We start from the raw sequence: 22,934 nt of genomic DNA on the forward strand, positions 1-22,934 counted from the left end.
GGCGCTTAACCCGGGGCCGATTGCAACAGGATCTCGATGCGCCGGTTGCCCGGCGCATAGGGATCGCCGGGGATCTGCAGCCGCCGGTCGGCGAAGCCGCTGATCTGGCTGACGCGGTCTTCCTTCAGGCCGCCGCGGACGAGCATGTAGTAGGCGCTCTGGGCGCGGGCTGCGGAAAGCCGCCAGTTATCGTAGGTGCCGTCCTTGAAGGGGCGACCGTCGGTATGGCCGCGGATCGCGACCGCACCCGGACGTCCGGCCAGGAGGTGGCCGATCTTTTCCATCGCCAGCACCAGCTCCTTCTGCGGCACGGCCGAGCCGATGGCAAACATCTGGGCATCGGTCCGCTCGCTGATCGTCACCATCAGGCCGCCTTCGGCGGGCGTCACGACAAGTCCCTCGGCGAGCTGACCCGCCTCGCCTGCGAGCTGCTTCTTCAGCTCGGCCTGGAGTTCGGCCGCCTGCTTCTCGGCGTCGGCCTCGGCGGCCTCCGTCTTCGGCTTTTCGCCGGCTGCAGTCTCGGCGTCCTTGCCGTCACCGTTGTCGACGTCCTTGCCGTCACCGGCCTGCTTGTCGGCCGCATCGGCCGACTTTTCCGCCTGCTCCGCCTCGGGCTTCTTGACAGCCGGCGTCGCTCCTGCCGGCTCGGTCGTCTTGTCGGCGAGCGCTGCGACCGTTTCGGCCGTATTGCCGGCATCCTTCACTTCGACCTGCTTGGTCCAGAAGTCCGGATCGAACGGATCACGGTAGGCTTCGCCGCCGTCCGCGCCCGTCGCCGGACCCGACTGTGCCGCTCCACCCTCACCCTTGACGCTGATGTTTGCCTGCTGGCCAACTTCGCGCGCGATCTCGGAGAGCACCGAATAGGGATTTTCGAAGAAGTCGGCGTCGGAGTATTTCGTCTCTTCGCCGGATGTCGCTGTCAGCTGGTCGCCGGTCTTGGCCGAGCCGCCGGATTTCTCCTGCTCGCCGTCGACCTTCGAACGTTGCTGCGTTTCTTCCCCTTGCGCATCCTTGGCCGGATCCTTCAAGCCGCGTTCCGCAGGCTTCTGATCGGTCAGTTGCACCGGGTTGAAATAGGAGGCGATCGCCGCCTTCGTCTCTTCGTTGGCGGCATTGATCAGCCACATCACGAGGAAGAAGGCCATCATCGCGGTCATGAAGTCGGCATAGGCGATCTTCCAGGAGCCGCCGTGATGACCATCGTGGCTGCCGCTGTGGCGCTTGACGATGATGATCTCGTGCTTGCCGTTGTGGTGATTTTCGTCGCTCATGCGAGAACTTTCCGAACTGTATCGGCCCAGGCGGCCATGCGCGTCACGAGGATGGTGCCATCCATTTCGACGGCGAGATCGACATCGTCGGATTCGACGTGACGCAAGGACGGCATATCTTCTGCGAGCCGGCGCTTAAGCGCCTCGAAGAGCGGCGTCGGCCCCCTGACGACGATGGTGCAGCCTTCACCGGCCACGAGACCCTGCCTGAGCATTTGCGCCATATCGGCGACGGCGCGCTGCATGAGAGCATCCCCCATGACCGGCGCGAGCACGCGGGCGGCCTGATCGCCGAGCGCCACGGCAAGCCCCTCGGTCATTTCGGCGATACGCTCCGCGAGGCGGCCCGCAGTTTCCTCCTCGAAGCGCCGCGTCAGCGCTTCAAGCTCGGCCGCGTGCGCCGCCTGGAGATCGGCAATCTGCTTTTCGTGTTCGAAGACGAGCTCGGCGGTCGCCTCGGCCCGCCCCTCGGCAAAGGCTCCCCGGCGTTCCGCATCGATGTCGATTTCCGGCATGGCTGGTCTCGCGCCGAGGCGAGCGCCATCGGCATAGTCGGCATCCAGATCGGGGAAGTATTTCGGCGGCATCAACGACAGCTCGACTTTCGGCGCGCTGAAGTCCTTGAGATAGCGGGAGAGCATTGCACTCATGGCCGGCCCCCTGCAGCGGACCTGCGGCAATGCGGCGATCCCCATCTGCTTGAGGGGCGGCGCTTTCCGGCGCGGACTTCCATTGCTCCTGGCACTGCTGACATGTCTCCCTCGGGCCCGGCCGTCGGATACGGCGAGCCCAGCATTCTTGACGTACATCGGCATGATCCGGGGTCGGTTTTCCCGGAGCGATCCGATGCAGGCGGCGGCGCAAAGGTCATCTTGGCCGGCAGTCATCCGACAGAACTGCGAGGGAAGGCTATTCGGTCAAACTTGTGCGAAAATGAATGTGTTGGACCGCGCCAGGGCAATTAGCGCGGTCCAACCGTTTCCACCGGGTGCCGTGACCGACGACGTGGCAGAACTCAGGATATCGTCACCCGCATGGGGGCGATGGGCTCAGTTTCGGCGGGTTTGCGCGGCCATGCCCGGCCGACGCGCGCCGCTGCGCCTTACTGCTGGAACAGGCGCAGGATGTTTTCGGAATTGGTGTTGGCGATCGAAAGCGCCTGGATGCCCAGTTGCTGCTGCGTCTGCAGCGCCTTCAGTCGCGTCGATTCCTCGTTCATGTCGGCATCGACGAGACGGCCGACACCCTTGTCGATCGTATCCATCAGGTTGGCGATGAAGCCCTCCTGCAGCTCGATGCGCTTGGTGATGGCGCCGAGCGTGGAGCCGGCATCCGTCAGCTGGTTGAGGATGCGCTCGACGACGCTGATCATGTCGGCCATTTCGGCAGGCGTGGTCGATGCGGTCAGCTTGACTTCCGCCGTCGTGCCGATCGGCGTCGTCGCCGGGGCGCCGATCAGGTGGTACAAGCGCGCGCCAGCTGTGCCGGGCGGAGAGGTGAGCTGGGAGGCGTCGTAGTTCCTGGTCAGGATGCCTCGGCTCGCATTCTGCTTGTCGATCAGCATGGACTGCGAGGTGTCGAAGTCGAGCGTGGTGACCGACACATTGCCGTTGGCGTCACGGTTGAACGATGCCACGATGGACTTGGTGCCGACCGGGGCTGCGTTCGCATTGTAGAGCCAGTTTTCACTGGAGAAGGACGCGGATTGGGCGGCCGAGATCAGCTGGTTCTTGAGCTCGGTGATTTCCTTGTCGATCTTCAACTTGTCGACGCCCGGCTCGCTCGCTGCGACCAGTTTGCGCTTGATCTCACTGACGACCTCGATCGAAGAGTTCATCGCGGCATAGGCCGTGTCGATCTTGGCGGCGCCGAGGCCAAGCGCGTCCTGAACGGTGGAGAGCGCGGCGTTGTCGGAGCGCATGGTGGTCGCGATCGACCAATAGGCGGCGTTGTCCGCGGCCGTCTGCACACGATAGCCCGAGGAGATGCGGTCCTGGACTTCCGCCATTTCGGAATTGATCGAACGCAATGTCTGGAGAGCCGCCATGGCGGCGGTGTTGGTCATGATGCTGGTCATTGGTCACCTGCCCCGAATGAATATCTAAGGACATTCCGGAGTGTGGCACCGGCAGCGATGGGACTGGCATCATGCGAATCGCCCCTGTTTTGCCCTGGAGGCGACCCTTCGCTCTTAACCATTATGTAACGATCCCATGGTTAACAAATAGTTAACGCCATTAGGAAGTCAGTAACGAAGGTGAACAAAAATAAGGGAATATGGACGAAACGTTAAGCTGCCCGGGTCGCAACAGCCACCGCGGCGCGCGCCGCGCCTGGCCGTCATCCGTTTGGAAGGCAAACGAAAAAGCCGCACGATCCCTTCGGATCGTGCGGCTTCTTTTCGAAATGACGGGCGAAGGTCGCCCGTCTTATGCTGCCTGCCGATTAACGGAAGAGCGACAGGATGTTCTGCGAGTTCGAGTTGGCGATCGTAAGCGCCTGGATCCCGAGCTGCTGCTGCGTCTGTAGAGCCTTCAGGCGGGTCGATTCCTCGTTCATGTCGGCGTCGACGAGACGGCCAACGCCCTTCTCGATCGAGTCCGAGAGGTTGTCGACGAAGCCCTTCTGCAGGTCGATACGGCTGTTGAGTGCACCGAGGTCGGCCGCAGCGTCGGTCATCTGGGTCAGGACGGAGTCGACACCAGACAGAGCCTGCGACAGAGCGCCGGTCGTCATGCTGGTGATGTCGAGCGCGTCGCGGTTGAACGAACCAACAACCGACTTCGTGCCGGCAGCGTTGTTCGGGTCGGTGTAAACCCAGTTTTCGCCGGAGAACGAGGCCGACTTGGCAATGCTCAGAAGCTGGTTCTGCAGCTCCTTGATTTCCTTCTGGATCTTGCTCTTGTCAACGCCCGGCTCGCTGGCGGTTACCAGCTTCTTCTTGATTTCGTCGACGACGTCCTTGGAGTTTTCCATGGCCGAAGAAGCAACGTCGGTCTTGGCGGCGCCGAGGCCGAGGGCGTCCTGAACGGCCGAGAGGGCCTTGTTGTCCGAACGCATGGTGGTCGCGATCGACCAGTAAGCAGCGTTGTCAGCCGCGGTGGCAACGCGCAGACCCGAGGAGATGCGCTCCTGGGTGGTTTCCATCGAGGAGTTGATCGAACGCAGGGTGGCGAGTGCGCCCATGGCAGAAGAGTTGGTCAGAATGCTCGTCATTGGCTGAGTGCCCCTTGTTGGCAAAGATGGAATGAAAAGGGACATTCCGGGATTACCGGGAAACGACGGTCAGCCTCATGCCTGCTGACGCTTTAATCTGTTCGGGTCAACCCGTCGTTTCGATGGTTACAACAAACACCATCGTGGTTAACGAACCCTAAAACCCGGAGAAACTTTTCGAAGTTTTATCAGTGCATTGGCGACAAATAAAAACCGCGCCTCTTGCGAAGCGCGGTTTCGTATCTTGCATCGGGTGCGGACCGTGGCCCGCCCCTTTCAGCCTGCCGATTAACGGAAGAGCGACAGGATGTTCTGCGAGTTCGAGTTGGCGATCGACAGTGCCTGGATGCCGAGCTGCTGCTGCGTCTGCAGAGCCTTCAGGCGGGTCGATTCCTCGTTCATGTCGGCGTCGACGAGACGGCCAACGCCCTTCTCGATCGAGTCCGAGAGGTTTTCGACGAAGCCCTTCTGCAGATCGATACGGCTGTTGAGCGCACCGAGGTCGGCGGCAGCGTCGGTCATCTGGGTCAGGACCGAGTCAACACCCGACAGAGCCTGCGACAGAGCGCCGTTCGTCATGCTGGTGATGTCGAGCGACAGAACGCTGAAGGTCAGCGATACGGTCGCGCCGGTCGTGTCGGTGTAGGAGATGTTGCTGGAGAGCAGGCCCGTGCCGTTGGTGACGTTGGCACCGGAAGCGTTCACTTCGATCAGCGAGCTCTTGTTGGTGTCGTACTGCAGCGTCGTCAGGCTGACATTGCCCTTGGCGTCGCGGTTGAACGAACCAACGACCGACTTCGTGCCGGCAGCGTTGTTCGGGTCGGTGTAAACCCAGTTTTCGCCGGAGAACGAGGCCGACTTGGCAATGCTCACGAGCTGGTTCTGCAGCTCCTTGATTTCCTTCTGGATCTTGCTCTTGTCAACGCCCGGCTCGCTGGCGGTTACCAGCTTCTTCTTGATTTCGTCGACGACGTCCTTGGAGTTTTCCATGGCCGAAGAAGCAACGTCGGTCTTGGCAGCGCCGAGGCCGAGGGCGTCCTGAACGGCCGAGAGGGCCTTGTTGTCCGAACGCATGGTGGTCGCGATCGACCAGTAAGCAGCGTTGTCAGCTGCGGTGCCGACGCGCAGACCCGACGAAATACGCTCCTGGGTGGTTTCCATCGAGGAGTTGATCGAACGCAGGGTGGCGAGTGCGCCCATGGCGGAAGAATTGGTGATGATGCTCGTCATTAGAGTGTCCCTTGATTACTTTAGACGATTTAGGGGACATACCGGACTTCCCGGTGATGGCGGATCGGCTTCATGCCACTCGGTTCCAACTATCTCGGAAGAAACCAAACCCGTCATGTGAAAGGGACTATCGCGTGCAAAGCTTGCGAATTGATTAAATGCCCAAGGCAGCTTGGGCCGAGATAACTTATACTTAACAAGACTTTAATGGCGCCACGAATGCAGAGATCACGGCCCCGCTGCCGCCAGCATAGATGTGTCGGACGGTGGTTCGCTCCTGCCTGAGGCAAGCTCCCCCGGGTAAACTCGGCTTCGAACAAGGACTAGCAAGCCGGCGCCGGTCGCCGCGCCTCTTCGACGGAGCTCTTAGTGAACGCCCAAGCCATCTTTTCGACCGCCTCCCGGCAATACCAGAAGGGGCAGTACACGGACGCGCTCAACCAGCTGAATGTGCTGATGGAGATCAACCGCGACACCAAGACCTATGTGCTTCTGGCGAAGGTCCTCGTGAAACTCGGTTTCAAGGCCGAGGCGGCCCGTGCCTACCAGCTCGCCGGTGAAGCCGGCGGCTCGCGGGCGGAAGATTACCTCACCGACGCCATGAAGCTCTACTTCGCGAACGGGCAGGAGGACGAGGCGCTGAGCATCGGACTGCCGCTTCTGGAGAAGGCCAAGACAGACGCCGAGATCGCCTTCATCATCGCCTCGATCTTCCTCAAGCGCGGCGAAAAGGAGATCCTGGGGCTTTTCAAGGCGCCGCTGACCCTGAGCACCAACCGTCTGCACAATGCGCTTGCCTTCAAGCTGTTGACCGCCGAGATCAACGACCTGCAAGATCGTGACGCGCTCGCCAATCTCTTCCGCAACAACCCGAAGAACACCACGCTGCGGTCGGCCCATCTCGTCTATGCGCGTGAGGCCAACGACTATGCCGAGGTCGAGAAGCACGAACGCGACATCCAGCGGGCACTGAAAGCCGGGCAGACCGAAATTCTTGCAGCTGAAGCGCCCTACTATCACGCGACCTGGTGTGGCGACGAAAGCTTCAACCGGGTCGCCGGCGCACAGCTCAACCCGTTCCCGAGCAGCCTGACGGAAGTACGCCGCGCCGCGCCGCACCGCTGGGGCGAGCGCATCCGCATCGGTTATGTTTCCGCCGACTTCTGGGACGACCATGCGACGATGAAGCTGCTGAAGGCGGTGTTGATGGCGCACGACAAGACGCGCTTCGACGTCACCCTCTTCTGCCATACCAAGAGCGCACTTGCGGCGCGCGACCAGGACATACGGGCAAGATGGGGCAGGATCGTCGAGATCGGCGACCTCACCGACGACGAGGCTGCGCATGTCATTCGCCAGGAAAACATCGACATTCTCGTCGACCTGAAGGGGCATACGCTCGAAAGCCGGGTCTCCATCTTCAACCGGGCCGCAGCTCCCGTGCAGGTGGGCTGGCTGGGCTTCCCCGGGACCACCGTCAACGTCGATCTCGACTACATCATCGGCGACCCTTGCGTGCTTCCGGACAGCAGCAAGGCGCATTACTACGAAAAATACTGCCGCCTGCCGGAGACCTACCAGCCCAACGATCCCTACGAGCGCGCCCGGCCCCGGGCGATTTCGCGCAAGGATGTCGGCCTTCCCCAGGATGCATTCGTGTTTGCCTCATTCAACGCAAACCGCAAGATTTCGCTTCAGACGGTCAACCTCTGGATCGACATCCTTCACCAGACCCCCGGAAGCCTGCTGTGGGTGCTGTGCGACAGGGCGGATGCACGCACAAATCTGCTGGCCAAGTTCAAAGGCGCCGGCATCGATACCAAGCGCATCGTCATCTGCGGCAAGTTCGCCTACCAGAACCACGTCGACCGCGTTCCGCTCGCCGATCTCGGCCTCGACACCTATCCCTATAACGGCCACACGACCACATCCGAACAGCTCTGGGCAGGCCTGCCAGTGCTCTCCTTCAAGGGCACCAACTTCGCTTCGCGCGTCAGCGAAAGTCTGTTGAACGCCATCGGCCTGCCGGAACTCGTGGCTGAGGGACCGGAAGACTACGTCAAGGAAGCTGTCGCGCTCTACAACAACCGTGACAAGATCGCCGATTATCGAAAGAGGCTGGACGAGAACCGGTTCCGGATGCCGCTATTCGATGCGGAGCGTTTCTGCCAGCACCTGGAAACGGGCTACGAAATGATGGCCGACCGCGCCAAGCGCGGACTGGCCCCCGATCATATCGACGTTCCGGCGTTGCCGGCGCGCACCGGGTCGTTCGAGCGCTGAACGGCGATCATCCCTGAAAGACAAAAGGCAGCGCCGCGGCGCTGCCTTTTTTGTTGTCCCGTTTCGAGGATCGCAAAGCCCGATGGCGGGAATGTTCCGGAGCGCCGCTGGCCGAAGCAACCGCACCGCGGTCGTCGTCGTTATCGTGCTGCGCGCTCTTGCGCGAGGGGCCTAGCTGAAGGAGCGCACCAGACTGCCGACAAGCAGATTCCAGCCGTCGATCAACACGAAGAAGAGAATTTTGAACGGCAGCGAGATCGCCGTCGGCGGCAGCATCATCATACCCATGGCCATGGTGATGGTGGCGACGATCAGGTCGATCACCAGAAAAGGCAGCATGATCAAGAAGCCGATTTCAAAGCCGCGGCGAATTTCCGAGATCATGAAGGCCGGCACGAGCGCGCGCAGGTCGACCTTGTCGTCGACGACCACCGTCTGGCCCTTTTCCTTGGCGAGATCTATGAAGAGCTGCAGATCCTTGTCGCGGGTGTTGGCGAGCATGAAGTCGCGGAAGGGCTCGGTGATCCGCGGGATCGCCTCCGTCTCGGTGATCTGATTCTTCATCAGCGGGTCGATGCCATCGCGCCACGCGCGATCGAAAGTCGGCCCCATGACGTAGAAGGTCATGAACAGCGCCAGCGAAACCATGATCATGTTGGACGGCGTGGTCGCCAGGCCCATGCCGGTGCGCAGGATGGCAAAGGCGATCACGAAGCGCGGAAAGCTGGTGACCATGATCAGGATGCCGGGGGCCACCGACAGGACGGTCAGAAGACCGAAGGTGCGGATGATCCACGAGGCGGCAGAGCCGTCGATAGGCGTATTCAGGATATCAGAGGGAAAGCTCTGGGCGCCGGCAATACCGGACATCGCCATCATAGCAATTATAAAGGCGACTAGCCGGACCATTTACCGAATCATTGGATGACGAAGGTTCTGAACATCACATTGGTTACGCGCCCATCGGAGCGCAGGTCAACCCGCTCCTGGATGTCATCCCTGAGATATTGAAAGCCGCGCGGTCCCTGGATCTGCTGCAGGGAAACGGTCTTCAGATAGGCGGCGATATCCTGGTGGACCTGCTCGGCCAGCTTGGGGTCGGGCACGCCATCGAACTGCAGCGCCACTTCCAGCCGGATCCAGTTTTCCGAGGGATAGGCGAGGTTGGTGGTGATCGGCTCGAGCTGAATGACGCCATTCGCCTCCGTCGCCACCTTCGGCAGGCCCTCTTCGCCGGTCGCATTGGCGGCCGGTTCCTTGGCTGCCTCCACCTCTGCCTTCGGCGGAGGCGGGGCGAGCAGGCCGCCGACCAGCCAGCCGCCGCCGCCGGCAAAAAGCGTCAGCACGGCGATGGCCGCAATGGTCAGCACCTTCGACGGCGGCTTCGGGCCGGTGGCGGAGTCAAGTTCTTCCATCTTGCCGTTCCCTGCCGATCAGATCGGCGAAAATAGATCCATGAACTGCTGGCCGTAGGGCGGCTGCTGCACTTCGGTCAGGCGACCACGCCCGCCATAGGAGATGCGCGCCTCGGCGATGCGGTCGTAGGAGATGACGTTGTCGGCATCGACGTCTCGCGGCCGGACGATGCCGGCGACATTGAGGATGCGCAGCTCGTGGTTGACGCGAACTTCCTGCGAGCCGCTGATCAGCAGATTGCCGTTTTCGAGGACCCCGGTGACAACGGCGGCAACGAGCACCCGCAGCTTTTCCGAACGCTCCGTCGTGCCATCACCCTCGGTCTTGGTGTTCGAGCCGTATTTCAGCTCGCCGGACCAGTCGAAGTCGCTCGTCTGAGACTTGCCGTTGGCGCCGACGTTGAAGCCACTCGAGTTCTTGCGGCTGCGGTCCGTCTTGTTGTCGAAGGTTGCGCCTTCGTTGATCTTGATGTCGACCGTCAGGATGTCGCCGACATTGATCGCGCGCGCATCCTTGAACAGCGCCGACTGCTGGTCGTTCCACAAGGAATAGCCGTTCACCATCTGGCGCGGCTGCTTCGGATACATCGCCAGCTGCGGTGTCTGCGAATATTGCAGGCCGCTGCCGATCGGGCTCATCGATGGTGCCCGGCCGATCTCGTTGAACGCCTGGTTCTGACATCCCGCAAGGAGGGCGGCCCCGGTCAGTATGGCCGTTAGACGCGTTTTCATGATGGTTCCTTCGAGGTGTTCGGGTCGCTGGCGCTCGAGATGATGTTGGTGAGGACCGCCGCCTTCTCGTCGGTCATCTCGCTCAGGATCAGCGAGGACTGGCGCGGCGGCAGCTGCATGACGATGGCGGCGGCAATCTCCGGCCTCACCATTTCAAGCTTGCCGGCGGCGGCGTCCGGTTTCATCGTCTTGTAGATGTCGACGAGGCCGAGTTCCGCCTGTTTCAGGAAATCGTTGCGACGCTTCAGCCAGTCTTCGTATTCCTCGCGGCGTTTCTCCAGCGTCGCGATGCGCTCGTCGATGCCTGCCTGCAGCGTCTCGAGGTCCTTGCGCTGCAGCACGTAGCGCTGATCGCGCGCCGCATCGGCGATGTTGGTGCAGAATTGCTGGATCTCGTTCTGAGTCGCGTCGCCGGCAGGCGGCGCCGTGACGTCCTGGGCAAAGGCGCCGGGCATCGACAGCATCGACGCGACAGCTGCCGCGGCGAGCAGCAGCTTGCGGGTCCGGCCGAGAGAGTGATTGTCATTTGCCGTCATTGCAGCACAAGCTCCGCCTGGAGGGCACCGGCCGTCTTGATGCTCTGCAGGATGGCGATGATGCCATCCGGCTTGACGCCGATATTGTTGAGGCCGGCGACGAGCGAACGAAGGCTCGATCCGTTGAGGATCGCCACCGCCCCGCCGTCCGACTGGGCGTTGATCGTCGTGTTCGGTTCCATCGCCGTCTGTCCGCGCGAGAACGGCAGCGGCTGCACGACCGTCGGGGTCTCACTGACCTCGACGGTGAGCGTGCCGTAACTCACCGCGACTTCGTTGACCCGAACATCCTGGCCGATCACGATCGTGCCAGTGCGTTCATTGATGACGACGCGTGCCGGAACATCGGTCTCGATGACAAGATTTTCGATGTCGGCCATCAGCCGGGCGAGATCCGCCATCTTCGGCTTCTCGACGAGAACGGCCTGGCTATCGCGCGCTTCGGCAATGCGTCCGCCATATTGCTGGGCCGCATACTTGTTGATCGCAGCCGCCATGCCGACGGCGGTCGAGAAGTCCGGGTTGCGCAATTGCAGAACGAGGTTGAAGCCGTCCTTGAACTTGGACGGAAGCTCGCGCTCGATGATGGCGCCGTTCGGCACGCGTCCGGCTGTCGTGACACCCTGGTTGAGGGTCGCGGCGTCGCCTTGAGCGTTGAAGCCGGTCACGACGACGGAGCCCTGCGCGACCGCATAGATCTGCCCGTCGGCGCCGGAAAGCGACGTCATCACCAGAGTGCCGCCGCGCAACGAGGTGGAATCACCGAGCGAGCCGACGGTTACGTCGACGCGGCTGCCGGGGCTCGCGAAGGGTGGCAGCGTCGCCGTCACGAGCACCGCCGCAACGTTGCGCGTGCGGGAATCGCCGCCCTGCGTGGAAATGCCGAGGTTCTGCAGCATTGCACGGATCGACTGGTCGGTGAACGGTGACGAGCGAAGGTTGTCGCCGGTTCCCTGAAGGCCGACGACGAGGCCGTAGCCGATGAGCTGATTGTCGCGACCCGCCTGGAGCGAGGCGACATCCTTGATCCTGGACGCGCCGAAGGCAGGCGTCAGCCCCACGGAGAACGCGACGGCAAGCGTCAGGAACCATTTGCATGCAAGCATTTTCATTTCGCCACCACATGGATAGTGCCGTCGGCCATCACCGTCCCGGAAACGATGACGCCGGTATCGATGTTACGCGCCCGGATGAGCTCGCCGACGGCGGCGTCCTGGAGCGGCGATCCGGCGGCGCTGATGGTCAGGCCGCCATTGCTGAAGACGAGGCGCACGGTCGAGCCGCGCTCGACGGCGTATTGCTCGCGAAGCGCGCTGACGAGGATCACCCGGCCGGGCAGAAGCGTGCGCTTGGTGACCTTGCCGTCGATTTCGCTCAGGGTTCTGACGTAGCCGTCTGCAAGGTCGGGATTGGTGACGTCGACCACTTCGACGCGGCTCGCGTCGACGGTCTCGCCCGGATAGATGGTCTGCGTGGGGATCACCGCCGTCGGCCGCTCCGCATGGCCTGCCGAAGGCAGCAGGAACGTGGCAGCAAGCAGGACGCCTGCCGCCAACCGCCGCGCCTTGGATGCGCGGCCGGCCTGCGAAGCCTCGATGTCTGCGGATCGGCGAAACGTCATGTTTGCCCCCTTTTCGTTACCTGAGGTTCTTGCTCACCGTGGCGGCCATCTCGTCGGCAGCCTGAATGATCTTGGAGTTCATCTCGTAGGCGCGCTGCGCCGAGATGAGGTCCGTGATCTCCTTGACCGGATCGACGTTCGACGCTTCGAGATACTTCTGCTTGATCTGGGCGAAGCCCGGATCCGCCGGGGTGCCGACAATCGGCTCGCCGGAGGCCGGCGTCTGCTTGAAGAGGTTTTCGCCCTGCGGCTCCAGACCCGCCTCGTTGACGAAATTGGCGACCGTCAACTGGCCGACTTCCTGCAACGCCGGGTCGTTACCGATGCGCACCATCACCTGACCGGACTTGGTAAAGACGATTTCCGTCGCATCCTGCGGAACGGTCACGCCCGGAACCACGGTGTAGCCGTCGATGGTGACGAGCTGGCCCTGGGCGTTCTTGTTGAACGCGCCGGCGCGGGTATAGACCGTTTCGCCATCCGGCGTCTCGACCTGGAACCAGCCGCGGCCGATCAGCGCCAGGTCGTAGTCGTTGCCGGTCGAGACCATGCTGCCCTGGATGTGAAGGTTGCGCACGGCGGCGGTCTGTACGCCGAGGCCGATGATCGCGCCTTCAGGAACGATCGCCTGGTTGGAACGGTTCGGCACGCCCTGGGCGCGCTCGGTCTGGTAGAGCAGATCGGAGAACTCGGCACGCGCGCGCTTGTAACCCGTCGTGTTGATGTTCGCGATGTTGTTGGCGATGACTTCGAGGTTCAGCTGCTGGGCGTTCATGCCCGTGGCGGCAATGGAAAGGGCCTTCATGTCTCGTTCCTTCAGATCTGCATGCGCGCGATTTCGAGGTAGGCGGTGACCACCTTGTCGCGGATGGCGATCGCGGTCTGCAGCGACTGTTCGGCGCTCATGACCGCATCGACGACTTCACGGGTGTTGGCCTGGCCGCGGATGCCGTCGAGCGACGCGCCTTCGGCCTTCTTCATGGCGCCGATGGCGTCGCTCGCCATGTCACCGAGAACAGAGGCGAAGCTCTGCCCCTGCGGGACAGCCGGCGTTGCGGCCGGCATGCCGAAGACCGACGACGAGGACGACGTGGAGCGGGTGCCGTCGGTCTCCTTGGTGACCGAGAACGCGCCGAGGGATTTAACTGCATCGATCATTATTGCGAGGCTCTCAACAGGTCGATTGTCTGGGAAATCAGGTCGCGGGACTGCTTGATGGTCTGGAGGTTTGCCTCATAGGCGCGGTTGGCTTCGCGCATGTCGGCCATCTCGACCAGGATGTTGACGTTCGGCAGCTTGACCATGCCCTTCTCGTCGGCGGCCGGATTGCCCGGGTCGAACTCGATGTTGTAGTCCGAATCGTCCGTGCCGAGGCGCTCGATCTCGACCAGCGAGGCGCCGCTTGCCCGATCCACTTCGGCGGCAAAACTGATGGTCTTGCGGCGATAGGGATCAGAACCCGGTATGTCACCGGTCGAGCGGGCGTTGGCGATGTTTTCGGAGACGATGCGAAGGCGGGTCGATTCCGCCTGTAGGCCGGAGGCCGATACCTTGAGGGCCGAGGTCAATGGATCCATGATTCTTACTTCCGTACCGTCATCAGCATCATTCGGTGAAAGGCCTTTACAAGGCCGGCGCTGAGCTCGTAGTCGCGCTTGATCTCGCCGGTCTTCATCATTTCCTGCTCGATCGCGACGCTGTTGCCGGATTGCTGGATCTGCACGCCGTCGACCATGCCGACTTCTGCCACCTGCGAGGCTGCGAGGCCTTCGGTGAAGTGTGCCTTGTGGGTCGCCGCCATCTGGATGCCGGCGTCCTGCAGCACGCTTTCGAACGGCTTGACGTCCTTCGCCTTGTAGTGCGGCGTGTTCGCATTGGCGATGTTGCCGGCCACCACGTTCTGGCGAACGGTCAGCCACTGGGCCTGCCGGGACGCGAGTTCGAAAAGCTGAATCGGTTGCATCAAAAGCTCCATGCTTGATGATGCGAACCTAGGCCGGTAATCTTGCGTGGGACTTTCGTCGGAAAGCGATGCCGGAGAGAACGCCGCCCTGGCCGCCAACGGTTGCCCAAAAGGCGGAAAGCCGCGTCATCCGACAAAGATGGCACGGCGATCGGCGGCAAGAAAAGCGAGCCGACCTCAGTCGGCCTGGTACATTTCGCCCGAGGAGGTGATCATCACCCAATGGCCGTCACGCTGCTCGAGCGTGGCAAGACGCGTGTTGTCGGGCAGAACCGAGCCGATGCGCACGATATACATGCCGCTCGCATCCTCGATCAGCGCCCGGCCGTTGGCGACATGCATCAACTTGAAGCCCGACTTGCCGGGAAAGGGCTGCGACAGCCCCTCTCGCGCGGCAGCGCCTTCCGGTCCCGGGCCGGCGCCGATGCCCGGTACCGACGCCGTCGTCAGCTGGTCGATGGCGGCCAGGGTTTCGCCGTCCGCATCGGGCATGGCGAGCGGCGAGACCGAGACGACGTTGCGCGCGGCACGCTCCGGCAGATCACGGGTCGAGCCCTGCCACAAAGGCGGCATGGTGAACTTGTCCTGGTGGAAGAAGGCGTACCAGGGAAAGAAGGTTGCGAAAGCGGCGAGCGCTACGCCGGTCGCGGCCAGGAACTTGTCGGTCATCGGCATGCGGCTTCGCTTGCGCTGATGGACCATCTCGTCCGCATCATAGTCGGTCATGGTCATCACCTCGCTCTCGCACCCGGCTGATTGCCCATCGCCGCCGCCTTCAGCGCATTGGCGAGATCGGCAAAGGCGTCCTGTGCCGGGCGCTCACCGGCGGTTTGCGTCAGTACGTCGTAGATGACCGGCACCTGCTTGATCGCCATATCGAGATCCGGATCGCCGCCTGGGCGATAGCCGCCGATTAGGCGAAGGTCGCGGGTCTCCTCGAAACGGTGGATCAGAGCCTTCAGGCGCGAGACCAGCTTCTCCTGGTCGGGGGTCCAGGCCTTGCGCGCAAGGCGCGAAATCGAGGCGAGCGGATTGATGGGCGGATAGCGCCCCTCCTCCGCAAGACTGCGCTCGAGCACGATATGACCGTCGAGAATACCGCGCGTCGAGTCGGCAACCGGATCGTTGTGGTTGTCGCCGTCGACAAGGATCGAGATGATCGCCGTGATGGTACCGGCGCCCTCGGTGCCCGGGCCGGCGCGCTCCAGCAGGCGCGGCAGTTCGGTGAAGACGGAGGCTGGATAGCCGCGCGCGATCGGCGGCTCGCCGGACGCGGTTGCCACCTCGCGGATCGCATGGGCAAAACGGGTGACGCTGTCGACGATCAGAAGCACGTTGTCGCCGTTGTCGCGATAGTGCTCGGCGATGGTGACGGCGGTCAGCGGCGCCATCTTGCGCAGCATCGGGCTCTCGTCGCTGGTCGCCACGACAGCGACCGACTTCGCGAGATTGTCGCCCAGCGTATCCTCGATGAATTCGCGCACTTCACGGCCGCGTTCGCCGACCAGCGCAATCACCACCTTGTCGAAGGCATCGGCCCGCGCCAGCATGGAGAGCAGCGTCGACTTGCCGACGCCGGAACCGGCGAAGATGCCGAGACGCTGGCCAAGGCAGAGCGGCGAGAAGATGTCGATCGCGCGCACGCCGGTCAGGAAGCCCTTCTCGACCCGCTTGCGCGTCATCGACGGCGGCGCGGTGTTGGAGATCGAGCGGCGCACGTCGCCCTGCTGCAATGGACCGAGACCGTCGATCGGCTCGCCGAGCGCATTGATCGCGCGGCCGCACCACTGGTCCGTCGGCGCGACGCGGAAGGCGCCCTTGCGAATGACGGTGTCGTGGATGCCGATCGGGTCGCCGGGCTCGATCGGGCAGACGACCACCCGCTCCGGCTCGACCCGAACCACCTCGCCGAGATGGGTTCCGGTGGCGCTCTTGTGGGCGACGAAGTCGCCGAGCCGCACATGCCGCGACAGGCCCGTTACCGTGTAGTGGCCGGGCGAGATCGTCTGGACGTGACCGCCAGGCGCTATGGAGAATTCGGGTTTGGCATAGCGTTCGACCAGACCGGCAAGTGCCGCCAGAGATGTCGATCCCGCGCTTGTTTTCAGGCCTTCGCTTTGCATGCCGATGTCCGTCAGAGATTAGCGGCTGCCGCCAAGCGTCTTGACCGCTTCTTCGAGCGATCCTTCGCTGTCGCGCAGCAGGGCGGTGATGTTGTCGAAGGCGCGGGTGACCATGATCAGTTGCGACATTTCCTGGATCGCATTGACGTTGGACTCCTCGAGGAAGCCCTGCATGACGCCGACATCGAAACGGTCGACGACCGGCTCGGCCTGCGCCGCCGGCTGAACGGCGCTGTTGTCGAGGCGCACGAAGCCCTTGCTGAAATCGGCTTCGTAGAGACCGAGCGAGGCGACGGCGACGCCGTTCTGGTGAAGCGCGCCATCGGCGCCGACGGTGATCTCGCCGCCGTTACCGTTGAGCTGGATCGGCGCGCCGCCGGCATCGAGCACCGGATAGCCGCGGATGGTGACGAGTTCGCCGGTATCGGTCAGCGTGAACCGCCCGTCGCGCGTCAGCGCCTGGCCTGCGGGCGTCTCGATCTGGAACCAGGCGTCGCCCTTGATGGCGAAATCGAGCGCCGAGCCGGTGCGCGTCAGCGAACCGTTGCTGGTGTTCAGGAATTCCTCGCCCTTGCTGACATAGGCAACCTTGGTCGGCTTCGTGTCGCCGAGCATCTCGTTGAACTTCACCTCGGTGCCGCGGAAACCGACAGTGTTGGAGTTCGCGATGTTGTCGGCAAGCGTGTTGAGGCGCTTTTCAAGCGCCATCTGCGACGAAATCGCGACGTAAAGACCGGTTTGCACGTTCAGTTTCCCCCGAGTTTCAGGCTGTTGATGGACAGGAGAAGATCGGAAGAAATGCCGTAGCCGCTCGATGAGCCGAAGACCGCGAGCGGATCGTAACCGTCCGTTGAATTTTTGGTTTCCCAGAGCGCAGTGAACCGGTCGAGAAACGCGGTCACCTTGGTCGGATCCTGGAAGTCCTTGAAGTCGAGCGCCTGTTCGTAGGCCTCGGCCTGACGATCGACATTGGTTGCTGCGAATTCGTCGGGCAGCTGCAGGGCCGTGCGCACCACCTGGGCCAGAGCCTCGTCCGCGATGATGGCGTAGCCGCTGTCGATCGTCGGCGCCATGCGTGAAAAATAAAGTGCGAGCCTGACGCCGGCATTCTCCTCGCCGGCGTCCTGCTCCAGGGTCTGGCGGGTGTATTTATCCGCGACGCCCTTCTGCGCACGGTCGAAGGACGTGGCGGCACTGCCGTGAGCGGCAAAGTTCAGCGATTCGACCAGTTGCTTGTAGCGGTTGTCGGTCAGCTTGTTGGCAAAGGCATCCTCGTTGTCGACGCCCTCGGTCAAAACCTTGCGCATGAAAGCCTTGGCATAGCCCATGTCTTCGAGACCATGCGCCTTCATCGCGTAATTGTAGAGCCTGGCATCAGCGAAGAAATCGTCGATGGTTTTGACGTCGCCGATTTTCGACAGATAGTACTCGGTCTCGCGCGCCACGTCCGGCTGCTCGGCAACGCGGGCCAGCGACTTCGTCAAGTCGGCCGTAATCAGCTTGTAGCTCGTATAGGTCGTGGTCACGATCGCTCCGCCCCTGCCGGAATGAGACAGGCAGCCCCTTGAGCCTGCCTTGACAAATCCTGACCGGACAGCCTTGCGCGAACCTGTTCCGGCAGGCGGCCCTATCGGCCGTGCCGGCCAGCCTCACGCAAGGATGAAACCGTATCCCGTTAGCGGAAAATAAGATCGCGACAGGTATCGAAAATGAATATCATCATCGGGCTTCTTGTGACGTTCGGCTGTATCCTCGGCGGCTATCTGGCGATGGGCGGCCACATGGAAGTCCTCAACCAGCCCTTCGAGCTGTTGATCATCGGTGGCGCCGGCGTCGGCGGTTTCATCATGGCCAACTCCATGAAGGTGGTGAAGGATACCGGCAAGGCGCTCGGCGAAGCCTTTCGCCACAAGGTGCCGAAGGAGCGCGAGTATCTCGACACGCTCGGCGTTCTCTATTCACTGATGCGGGACCTGCGCACCAAGTCGCGCAACGAGATCGAAAGCCACATCGACAACCCCGAGGAATCCTCGATCTTCCAGTCGGCCCCGACGGTTCTGAAGAACAAGGAGCTGACCGCCTTCATCTGCGATTACGTGCGCTTGATCATCATCGGCAACGCCCGTTCGCACGAGATCGAAGCGCTGATGGACGAGGAAATCCAGACGATCACCCACGACAAAATGAAGTGCTATCACGCGCTGACGACGATGGGCGACGCCTTCCCGGCGATCGGTATCGTCGCGGCCGTTCTCGGCGTCATCAAGGCGATGGGCGCGATCAGCGAGGCGCCGGAAGTTCTGGGCGCCAAGATCGCAGCCGCCCTCGTCGGCACCCTGCTCGGCGTGTTCCTGTCCTATTCGATCGTCGCGCCGCTCGTCGCCAACGTGAAGTCCGTGCGCGAGAAGCAGAACCGTCTCTATGTCATCGTCAAGCAGACCCTGCTTGCCTACATGAACGGTTCGGTTCCGCAGGTCGCTCTCGAATATGGCCGCAAGACCATCTCGGCCTACGAGCGTCCGTCGATCGACGCGGTCGAGCAGGAAATGATGAACCCCGGCGGCGGCGGCGAAAGCAAGGCGGCTTGATCCCATGAATTCCGCGACATCCAACGTTCACGCATTCGACCGGAAACTTCTGGCGCGCATGACCGGCGCGCTGGGCGACGACCGGGTGATCGGCCGGCTGGCCCTCGAACTCGGCCAGGTCTTCAGCGAATTCCTGCCGGATATCTGCCGGGCGGAGACGGGTCAGGACATCACCATCGGCTATGCCGGCCACCGGACCGGGATGCGCCGCGAGTTGATCTCGGCGATGGGCACGGGCGTGCTCATCAGCGAGGTTTCGCTGCGCAACTGGTGCACGGACTTTCAGATCGGCTGCGACAGCCCGATCATCATCGCTCTGGTGGAAGCGCTTCTTGGTGCCGAGCCCGCCGGCATCGAGGAACCGCAGCCGCGCGCGCTCTCACAGATCGAAATCGACGTGGCCGTGCCGCTGTTCGAAAAGATCGCCGACGTGCTGCGCACGGCCGTCAATGCCCCCGGCGGCTTCGAGCCGATCGTCGAACGCCCGCTCAACAGCACCGCCCGGCCCAAGCCCGATCCGATGATCGAGGACGTGCATGCCGGCGCCATCGACATGACCATCGGCTTCGGCCCCGTGCTTTCCACCTTCTCGGTCATCGTTCCGCAAAGCGTGCTTCTGAAGACCTCGATCGTCTTCCCCAAGGGCGGACAGCAGCGCAAGGCGAAAGCCGAGTGGACCGAGCAGCTTGAGGAACAGGTTCGCCGTTCGGCGGTGACGATCGAGGCGCGCATCCGGCTCGAAAGCCTGACGCTCGATACGATCAGCCGCCTGCAGCCGGGCGACGTCATTCCGTTCCTCGACACCCAGGATGTTCGCGTCGACGTCAACGCCAATGGCCGCGACCTTTATGTCTGCGAATTCGGGCGCGCCGGATCGAAATACACGGTTCGGGTCAAGGATACGCACGGGTCCGAACAGGACATCCTTCGCCACATCATGAGTTAAATCGGCCTGCCGCGCACTCGCAGCATGCCTGAGGCAAGCTTCAACTGGAATAGTTCTCACATGGCACCCAAAAAAGCACCCATCAACGAACAGGCCGAAGCCGCTGTCGGAGACATGGAACTCGACCAGGCGATCAATGACCTGCGCGGTGTCCTGAAGCAGGATTCCGACACGCCTGCCGCATTCGGCTCGGAATTCGGCGGCGACACGCTTGGCGCGGCCGATTTCGGCAGTGAATTTGGCGCACCGGCAGCGGGCGGTCTCGACGCATTCGGCGGCGATTTCGGCTCCAGCGACTTCGGCGCCGAACTCGGCGGCACCGCCGCGACCAGCGATTTCGGCGGCGCGGATTTTGCCGCGACGTCCTTCGACAGCGCCGAGGCTGCCGTCGATACGCCGCCGGGCAGCGGCATGACCGCCAACCTCGACCTGATCATGGACATTCCGATCGACGTCCAGATCGTGCTCGGCACGAGCCGGATGCAGGTTTCGGGCCTCATGAACCTCAGCGAGGGCGCGACGATCGCGCTGGATCGCCGCATCGGAGAGCCGGTGGAAATCATGGTCAACGGCCGGGTGATCGGCCGTGGCGAAATTACCGTTCTCGAAGGCGACGATACCCGCTTCGGCGTCAAACTCATCGAGATCAAGGGCAATAAGAAGTCGTAGGGCCCAATGATTGGGCGAAGGATAAATCCATGATGGATTTCGAAAGTTTCGAGGCTCAGGCGCTATCAAGGCCGCTCAGCCAGACGGACAAGGCGGCGGCCGTTCTGCTTGCCATGGGCAAGGGCGTCGCCAGCAAACTCCTGAAATTCTTCACCCAGAGCGAGCTGCAGTCGATCATCGCGTCGGCGCAGTCGCTGCGCGCCATTCCGCCGCATGAACTCGAAGCGCTCGTCAACGAGTTCGAAGATCTCTTCACCGAGGGTGCCGGCCTCATGGACAACGCCAAGGCGATCGAGAGCATTCTCGAGGAAGGCCTGACGCCGGACGAAGTCGACGGCCTGCTCGGCCGACGCGCCACGTTCCAGTCCTATGAAGCCAACATCTGGGATCGTCTGCAGGAATGCGACCCGGTGGCCGTTTCCGTACAGCTTGCCAAGGAACATCCGCAGACGATCGCTTACGTTCTGTCGATGATGCCTTCGAGCTTCGGCGCCAAGGTGCTGCTGCAGCTGTCGGAAGACCAGCGGCCGGACATCCTGAAGCGCGCCGTCAACATGAAGGACGTCAACCCGAAGGCCGCGGCGATCATCGAGAACCGCGTGATGGAAATGATCGGGGAGATGGAAGCGGAACGCAACTCGGCGGGCCCGGCCAAGATCGCCGAGGTCATGAACGAGCTCGACAAGCCGCAGGTCGATACGCTGCTCGCCTCGCTCGAATCGCTCAGCACCGCTTCCGCCAACAAGGTTCGCCCGAAGATCTTCCTCTTCGACGACGTGCTCTACATGCCGCAACGCAGCCGCGTTCAGCTTTTCAACGACGTGTCGACCGACATCATCACGATGGCGCTGCGCGGCTCGACGTCGGAACTGCGCGAATCGGTGCTTGCCTCGATCGGCGCGCGCCAGCGCCGCATGATCGAGTCCGATCTCGCCATGGGCGATGCCGGCATCAATCCGCGCGACATCGCCATCGCACGGCGCTCGATCACGCAGGAAGCCATCAGGCTGGCCGCGAACGGCCAGCTCGAGCTCAAGGAAAAGGACGTGCAGGCGGCCTGAGGCCTGCCTTCGTCCGACGAGCCGCACAAAGCGGCCGACCGATCGCTCCGCAAAGGGTAATTTCTGTTGAGCCCCGGCGAATGCCGGGGCTCAACTCTTGCCTGGCTCCCGCGCTGGGTCCACTACAGGAAGCGCAATTGAGGACGCCTGTCCGCCGGGACGCGCGTCGCTGTAGAGGAACCGGGAGCCGTCCTGTCTCATGTCGGACGATCAGGATAAAGACAGCAAAACAGAGGCCCCGTCAGAGAAGAAGATCTCCGACGCTGCGGAAAAGGGCAACGTGCCTTTTTCACGCGAGGCCACGATGTTCGCATCGACGCTCGCGATCTACATTTTCTTCGTCTTCTTCCTGACCGACGGCGTCGCCACCCTCACCGAGGCGCTCAAGGACATCTTCGAGCAACCCGAGGCCTGGCGGTTGGAAAACGCCACCGACGTGGTAGCGCTGATCACCCATCTCGTCTGGAAATCGACGGCCCTGGTTGTCCCGGTTTTCGTCCTGCTGATCGTGTTCGGCGTCGGCGCCTCAATCTTCCAGAACCTGCCTCGGCCGGTTCTCGACCGTATTGCGCCCAAGCTCAATCGCGTTTCGCCGATGGCGGGCCTCAAGCGGATCTTCGGCATCCAGGGCCTGGTCGAGTTCGGCAAGTCGCTGTTCAAGATCATCATCGTGTCGGTCGTCGTCGTTCTGGTGCTCTGGAACGACTATTTCGCGACGCTCGACCTGATGTTCTCCGATCCCGTCACGATGTTTGCGACGATGGCGAGCGACCTCAACGAGATCATGATCGTCATTCTGCTTGCGACCGCAGTACTCGCGATCGGCGACCTCTTCTGGTCGCGGCACCATTGGTACACCGAGCTGATGATGACCAAGCAGGAAGTGAAGGAGGAAATGAAACAGGCGCAGGGCGACCCGATCGTCAAGTCGCGCCTACGCTCGATGCAGCGCGACCGGGCGCGCAAGCGCATGATCTCGTCGGTGCCTCGCGCCACGCTCGTCATCGCCAACCCGACCCACTATGCCGTTGCCTTGCGTTATGTCCGCGAGGAGAGCGACGCGCCTATCGTCGTTGCAATGGGACAGGACCTAGTTGCCCTCAAAATCCGTGAAATCGCAGAGAAAAACGGTGTTCCCGTCTTCGAGGACCCGCCGCTTGCACGCTCCATGTTTGCACAAGTCTCGGTGGATAGTGTGATTCCACCGGTGTTTTACAAGGCTGTCGCCGAACTCATTCACCGGGTGCATGCGTCGCAACCAAAACGGATGACATAAC

At 62.4% G+C, this 22,934-nt stretch carries 25 protein-coding genes; 6 read left to right on the plus strand and 19 right to left on the minus strand.

Features of this window, described 5'->3' with window-relative positions:
• Window positions 1-5: 5 nt before the first annotated feature.
• The 5 genes from XB14_RS14790 to XB14_RS14810 form a co-directional block, all read right to left on the minus strand.
• Window positions 6-1,274 carry a MotB family protein gene (locus XB14_RS14790; protein ID WP_077962350.1) on the minus strand — a complete coding sequence of 423 codons (1,269 nt, stop codon included), beginning with the start codon at window positions 1,272-1,274 and terminating at the stop codon, window positions 6-8.
• The gene (locus XB14_RS14795; protein WP_077962930.1) at window positions 1,271-1,924 is read right to left on the minus strand and encodes a hypothetical protein; all 654 of its coding nucleotides are present in this window, start codon (window positions 1,922-1,924) and stop codon (window positions 1,271-1,273) included. The genes XB14_RS14790 and XB14_RS14795 overlap by 4 nt, the downstream gene beginning before the upstream one ends.
• A gap of 452 nt (window positions 1,925-2,376) precedes the next feature.
• On the minus strand, window positions 2,377-3,351 hold the full coding sequence (locus XB14_RS14800; RefSeq protein ID WP_077962351.1) for a flagellin: 975 nt from the start codon (window positions 3,349-3,351) through the stop codon (window positions 2,377-2,379).
• Between the two features lie 368 nt (window positions 3,352-3,719).
• A complete protein-coding gene (locus tag XB14_RS14805; RefSeq protein ID WP_077962352.1) occupies window positions 3,720-4,490 on the minus strand; it encodes a flagellin in 771 nt (256 codons plus the stop codon).
• Between the two features lie 288 nt (window positions 4,491-4,778).
• A complete protein-coding gene (locus tag XB14_RS14810; RefSeq protein WP_064816979.1) occupies window positions 4,779-5,720 on the minus strand; it encodes a flagellin in 942 nt (313 codons plus the stop codon).
• Between the two features lie 369 nt (window positions 5,721-6,089).
• Between XB14_RS14810 and XB14_RS14815 the strand changes: the two genes are divergently transcribed.
• The gene (locus tag XB14_RS14815; RefSeq protein ID WP_077962353.1) at window positions 6,090-8,003 is read left to right on the plus strand and encodes a glycosyltransferase family 41 protein; all 1,914 of its coding nucleotides are present in this window, start codon (window positions 6,090-6,092) and stop codon (window positions 8,001-8,003) included.
• A gap of 171 nt (window positions 8,004-8,174) precedes the next feature.
• On the opposite strand, the gene fliP is transcribed toward XB14_RS14815, so the two are convergent.
• The 14 genes from fliP to XB14_RS14885 form a co-directional block, all read right to left on the minus strand.
• Window positions 8,175-8,912 carry a flagellar type III secretion system pore protein FliP gene (gene fliP, locus XB14_RS14820; RefSeq protein ID WP_077962354.1) on the minus strand — a complete coding sequence of 246 codons (738 nt, stop codon included), beginning with the start codon at window positions 8,910-8,912 and terminating at the stop codon, window positions 8,175-8,177.
• An 8-nt stretch (window positions 8,913-8,920) separates the two neighbouring features.
• Window positions 8,921-9,418, minus strand: coding sequence for a flagellar basal body-associated FliL family protein (locus XB14_RS14825; RefSeq protein ID WP_077962357.1), 498 nt, complete (start codon window positions 9,416-9,418; stop codon window positions 8,921-8,923).
• An 18-nt stretch (window positions 9,419-9,436) separates the two neighbouring features.
• Window positions 9,437-10,150, minus strand: coding sequence for a flagellar basal body L-ring protein FlgH (flgH, locus tag XB14_RS14830; RefSeq protein ID WP_077962358.1), 714 nt, complete (start codon window positions 10,148-10,150; stop codon window positions 9,437-9,439).
• Window positions 10,147-10,686: a MotE family protein gene (locus XB14_RS14835; protein WP_077962359.1), complete on the minus strand. Its 540-nt coding sequence runs from the start codon at window positions 10,684-10,686 to the stop codon at window positions 10,147-10,149. The genes flgH and XB14_RS14835 overlap by 4 nt, the downstream gene beginning before the upstream one ends.
• Complete coding sequence (locus tag XB14_RS14840) at window positions 10,683-11,798, minus strand: flagellar basal body P-ring protein FlgI (protein ID WP_077962360.1); 1,116 nt, start codon at window positions 11,796-11,798, stop codon at window positions 10,683-10,685. Before XB14_RS14840 ends, XB14_RS14835 begins: the two co-directional genes overlap by 4 nt.
• Window positions 11,795-12,307, minus strand: coding sequence for a flagellar basal body P-ring formation chaperone FlgA (gene flgA / locus XB14_RS14845; RefSeq protein ID WP_077962361.1), 513 nt, complete (start codon window positions 12,305-12,307; stop codon window positions 11,795-11,797). Before flgA ends, XB14_RS14840 begins: the two co-directional genes overlap by 4 nt.
• Before the next feature lie 16 nt (window positions 12,308-12,323).
• The gene (gene flgG, locus XB14_RS14850) at window positions 12,324-13,112 is read right to left on the minus strand and encodes a flagellar basal-body rod protein FlgG (protein WP_077962362.1); all 789 of its coding nucleotides are present in this window, start codon (window positions 13,110-13,112) and stop codon (window positions 12,324-12,326) included.
• Window positions 13,113-13,123: 11 nt separating this feature from the next.
• Window positions 13,124-13,465 (minus strand): flagellar hook-basal body complex protein FliE, encoded by a 342-nt coding sequence (locus tag XB14_RS14855; protein WP_077962363.1) that lies wholly within the window; start codon window positions 13,463-13,465, stop codon window positions 13,124-13,126.
• The gene (gene flgC, locus XB14_RS14860; protein ID WP_077962364.1) at window positions 13,465-13,884 is read right to left on the minus strand and encodes a flagellar basal body rod protein FlgC; all 420 of its coding nucleotides are present in this window, start codon (window positions 13,882-13,884) and stop codon (window positions 13,465-13,467) included. Before flgC ends, XB14_RS14855 begins: the two co-directional genes overlap by 1 nt.
• 5 nt (window positions 13,885-13,889) lie before the next feature.
• Window positions 13,890-14,270, minus strand: a complete 381-nt coding sequence (flgB, locus tag XB14_RS14865) for a flagellar basal body rod protein FlgB (protein WP_077962931.1) — start codon at window positions 14,268-14,270, stop codon at window positions 13,890-13,892.
• A gap of 177 nt (window positions 14,271-14,447) precedes the next feature.
• Window positions 14,448-15,002 carry a flagellar protein gene (locus XB14_RS14870; RefSeq protein WP_077962365.1) on the minus strand — a complete coding sequence of 185 codons (555 nt, stop codon included), beginning with the start codon at window positions 15,000-15,002 and terminating at the stop codon, window positions 14,448-14,450.
• Window positions 15,002-16,393 carry a flagellar protein export ATPase FliI gene (fliI, locus tag XB14_RS14875; protein WP_077962366.1) on the minus strand — a complete coding sequence of 464 codons (1,392 nt, stop codon included), beginning with the start codon at window positions 16,391-16,393 and terminating at the stop codon, window positions 15,002-15,004. Before fliI ends, XB14_RS14870 begins: the two co-directional genes overlap by 1 nt.
• 18 nt (window positions 16,394-16,411) lie before the next feature.
• Window positions 16,412-17,137 (minus strand): flagellar basal-body rod protein FlgF, encoded by a 726-nt coding sequence (gene flgF, locus XB14_RS14880; RefSeq protein WP_077962367.1) that lies wholly within the window; start codon window positions 17,135-17,137, stop codon window positions 16,412-16,414.
• A gap of 2 nt (window positions 17,138-17,139) precedes the next feature.
• Complete coding sequence (locus XB14_RS14885; protein WP_077962368.1) at window positions 17,140-17,919, minus strand: DUF1217 domain-containing protein; 780 nt, start codon at window positions 17,917-17,919, stop codon at window positions 17,140-17,142.
• A gap of 183 nt (window positions 17,920-18,102) precedes the next feature.
• Here XB14_RS14885 and motA point away from each other — a divergent pair, with 183 nt between their 5' ends.
• The 5 genes from motA to flhB all read left to right on the plus strand — a co-directional run bounded on the left by motA (window position 18,103) and on the right by flhB (window position 22,933).
• Window positions 18,103-18,981, plus strand: coding sequence for a flagellar motor stator protein MotA (motA, locus tag XB14_RS14890; RefSeq protein WP_077962369.1), 879 nt, complete (start codon window positions 18,103-18,105; stop codon window positions 18,979-18,981).
• 4 nt (window positions 18,982-18,985) lie between these two features.
• On the plus strand, window positions 18,986-19,927 hold the full coding sequence (locus XB14_RS14895; protein WP_077962370.1) for a FliM/FliN family flagellar motor switch protein: 942 nt from the start codon (window positions 18,986-18,988) through the stop codon (window positions 19,925-19,927).
• Between the two features lie 60 nt (window positions 19,928-19,987).
• Window positions 19,988-20,596, plus strand: a complete 609-nt coding sequence (fliN, locus tag XB14_RS14900) for a flagellar motor switch protein FliN (RefSeq protein ID WP_179119595.1) — start codon at window positions 19,988-19,990, stop codon at window positions 20,594-20,596.
• Between the two features lie 29 nt (window positions 20,597-20,625).
• Window positions 20,626-21,657, plus strand: a complete 1,032-nt coding sequence (gene fliG / locus XB14_RS14905; RefSeq protein WP_077962372.1) for a flagellar motor switch protein FliG — start codon at window positions 20,626-20,628, stop codon at window positions 21,655-21,657.
• Between the two features lie 199 nt (window positions 21,658-21,856).
• The gene (gene flhB, locus XB14_RS14910) at window positions 21,857-22,933 is read left to right on the plus strand and encodes a flagellar biosynthesis protein FlhB (protein WP_077962373.1); all 1,077 of its coding nucleotides are present in this window, start codon (window positions 21,857-21,859) and stop codon (window positions 22,931-22,933) included.
• The last annotated feature ends 1 nt before the right edge of the window (window position 22,934 follow it).

The organism is Ensifer adhaerens (assembly GCF_002007205.1).
In the GTDB taxonomy this organism is placed as follows: domain Bacteria; phylum Pseudomonadota; class Alphaproteobacteria; order Rhizobiales; family Rhizobiaceae; genus Ensifer; species Ensifer adhaerens_D.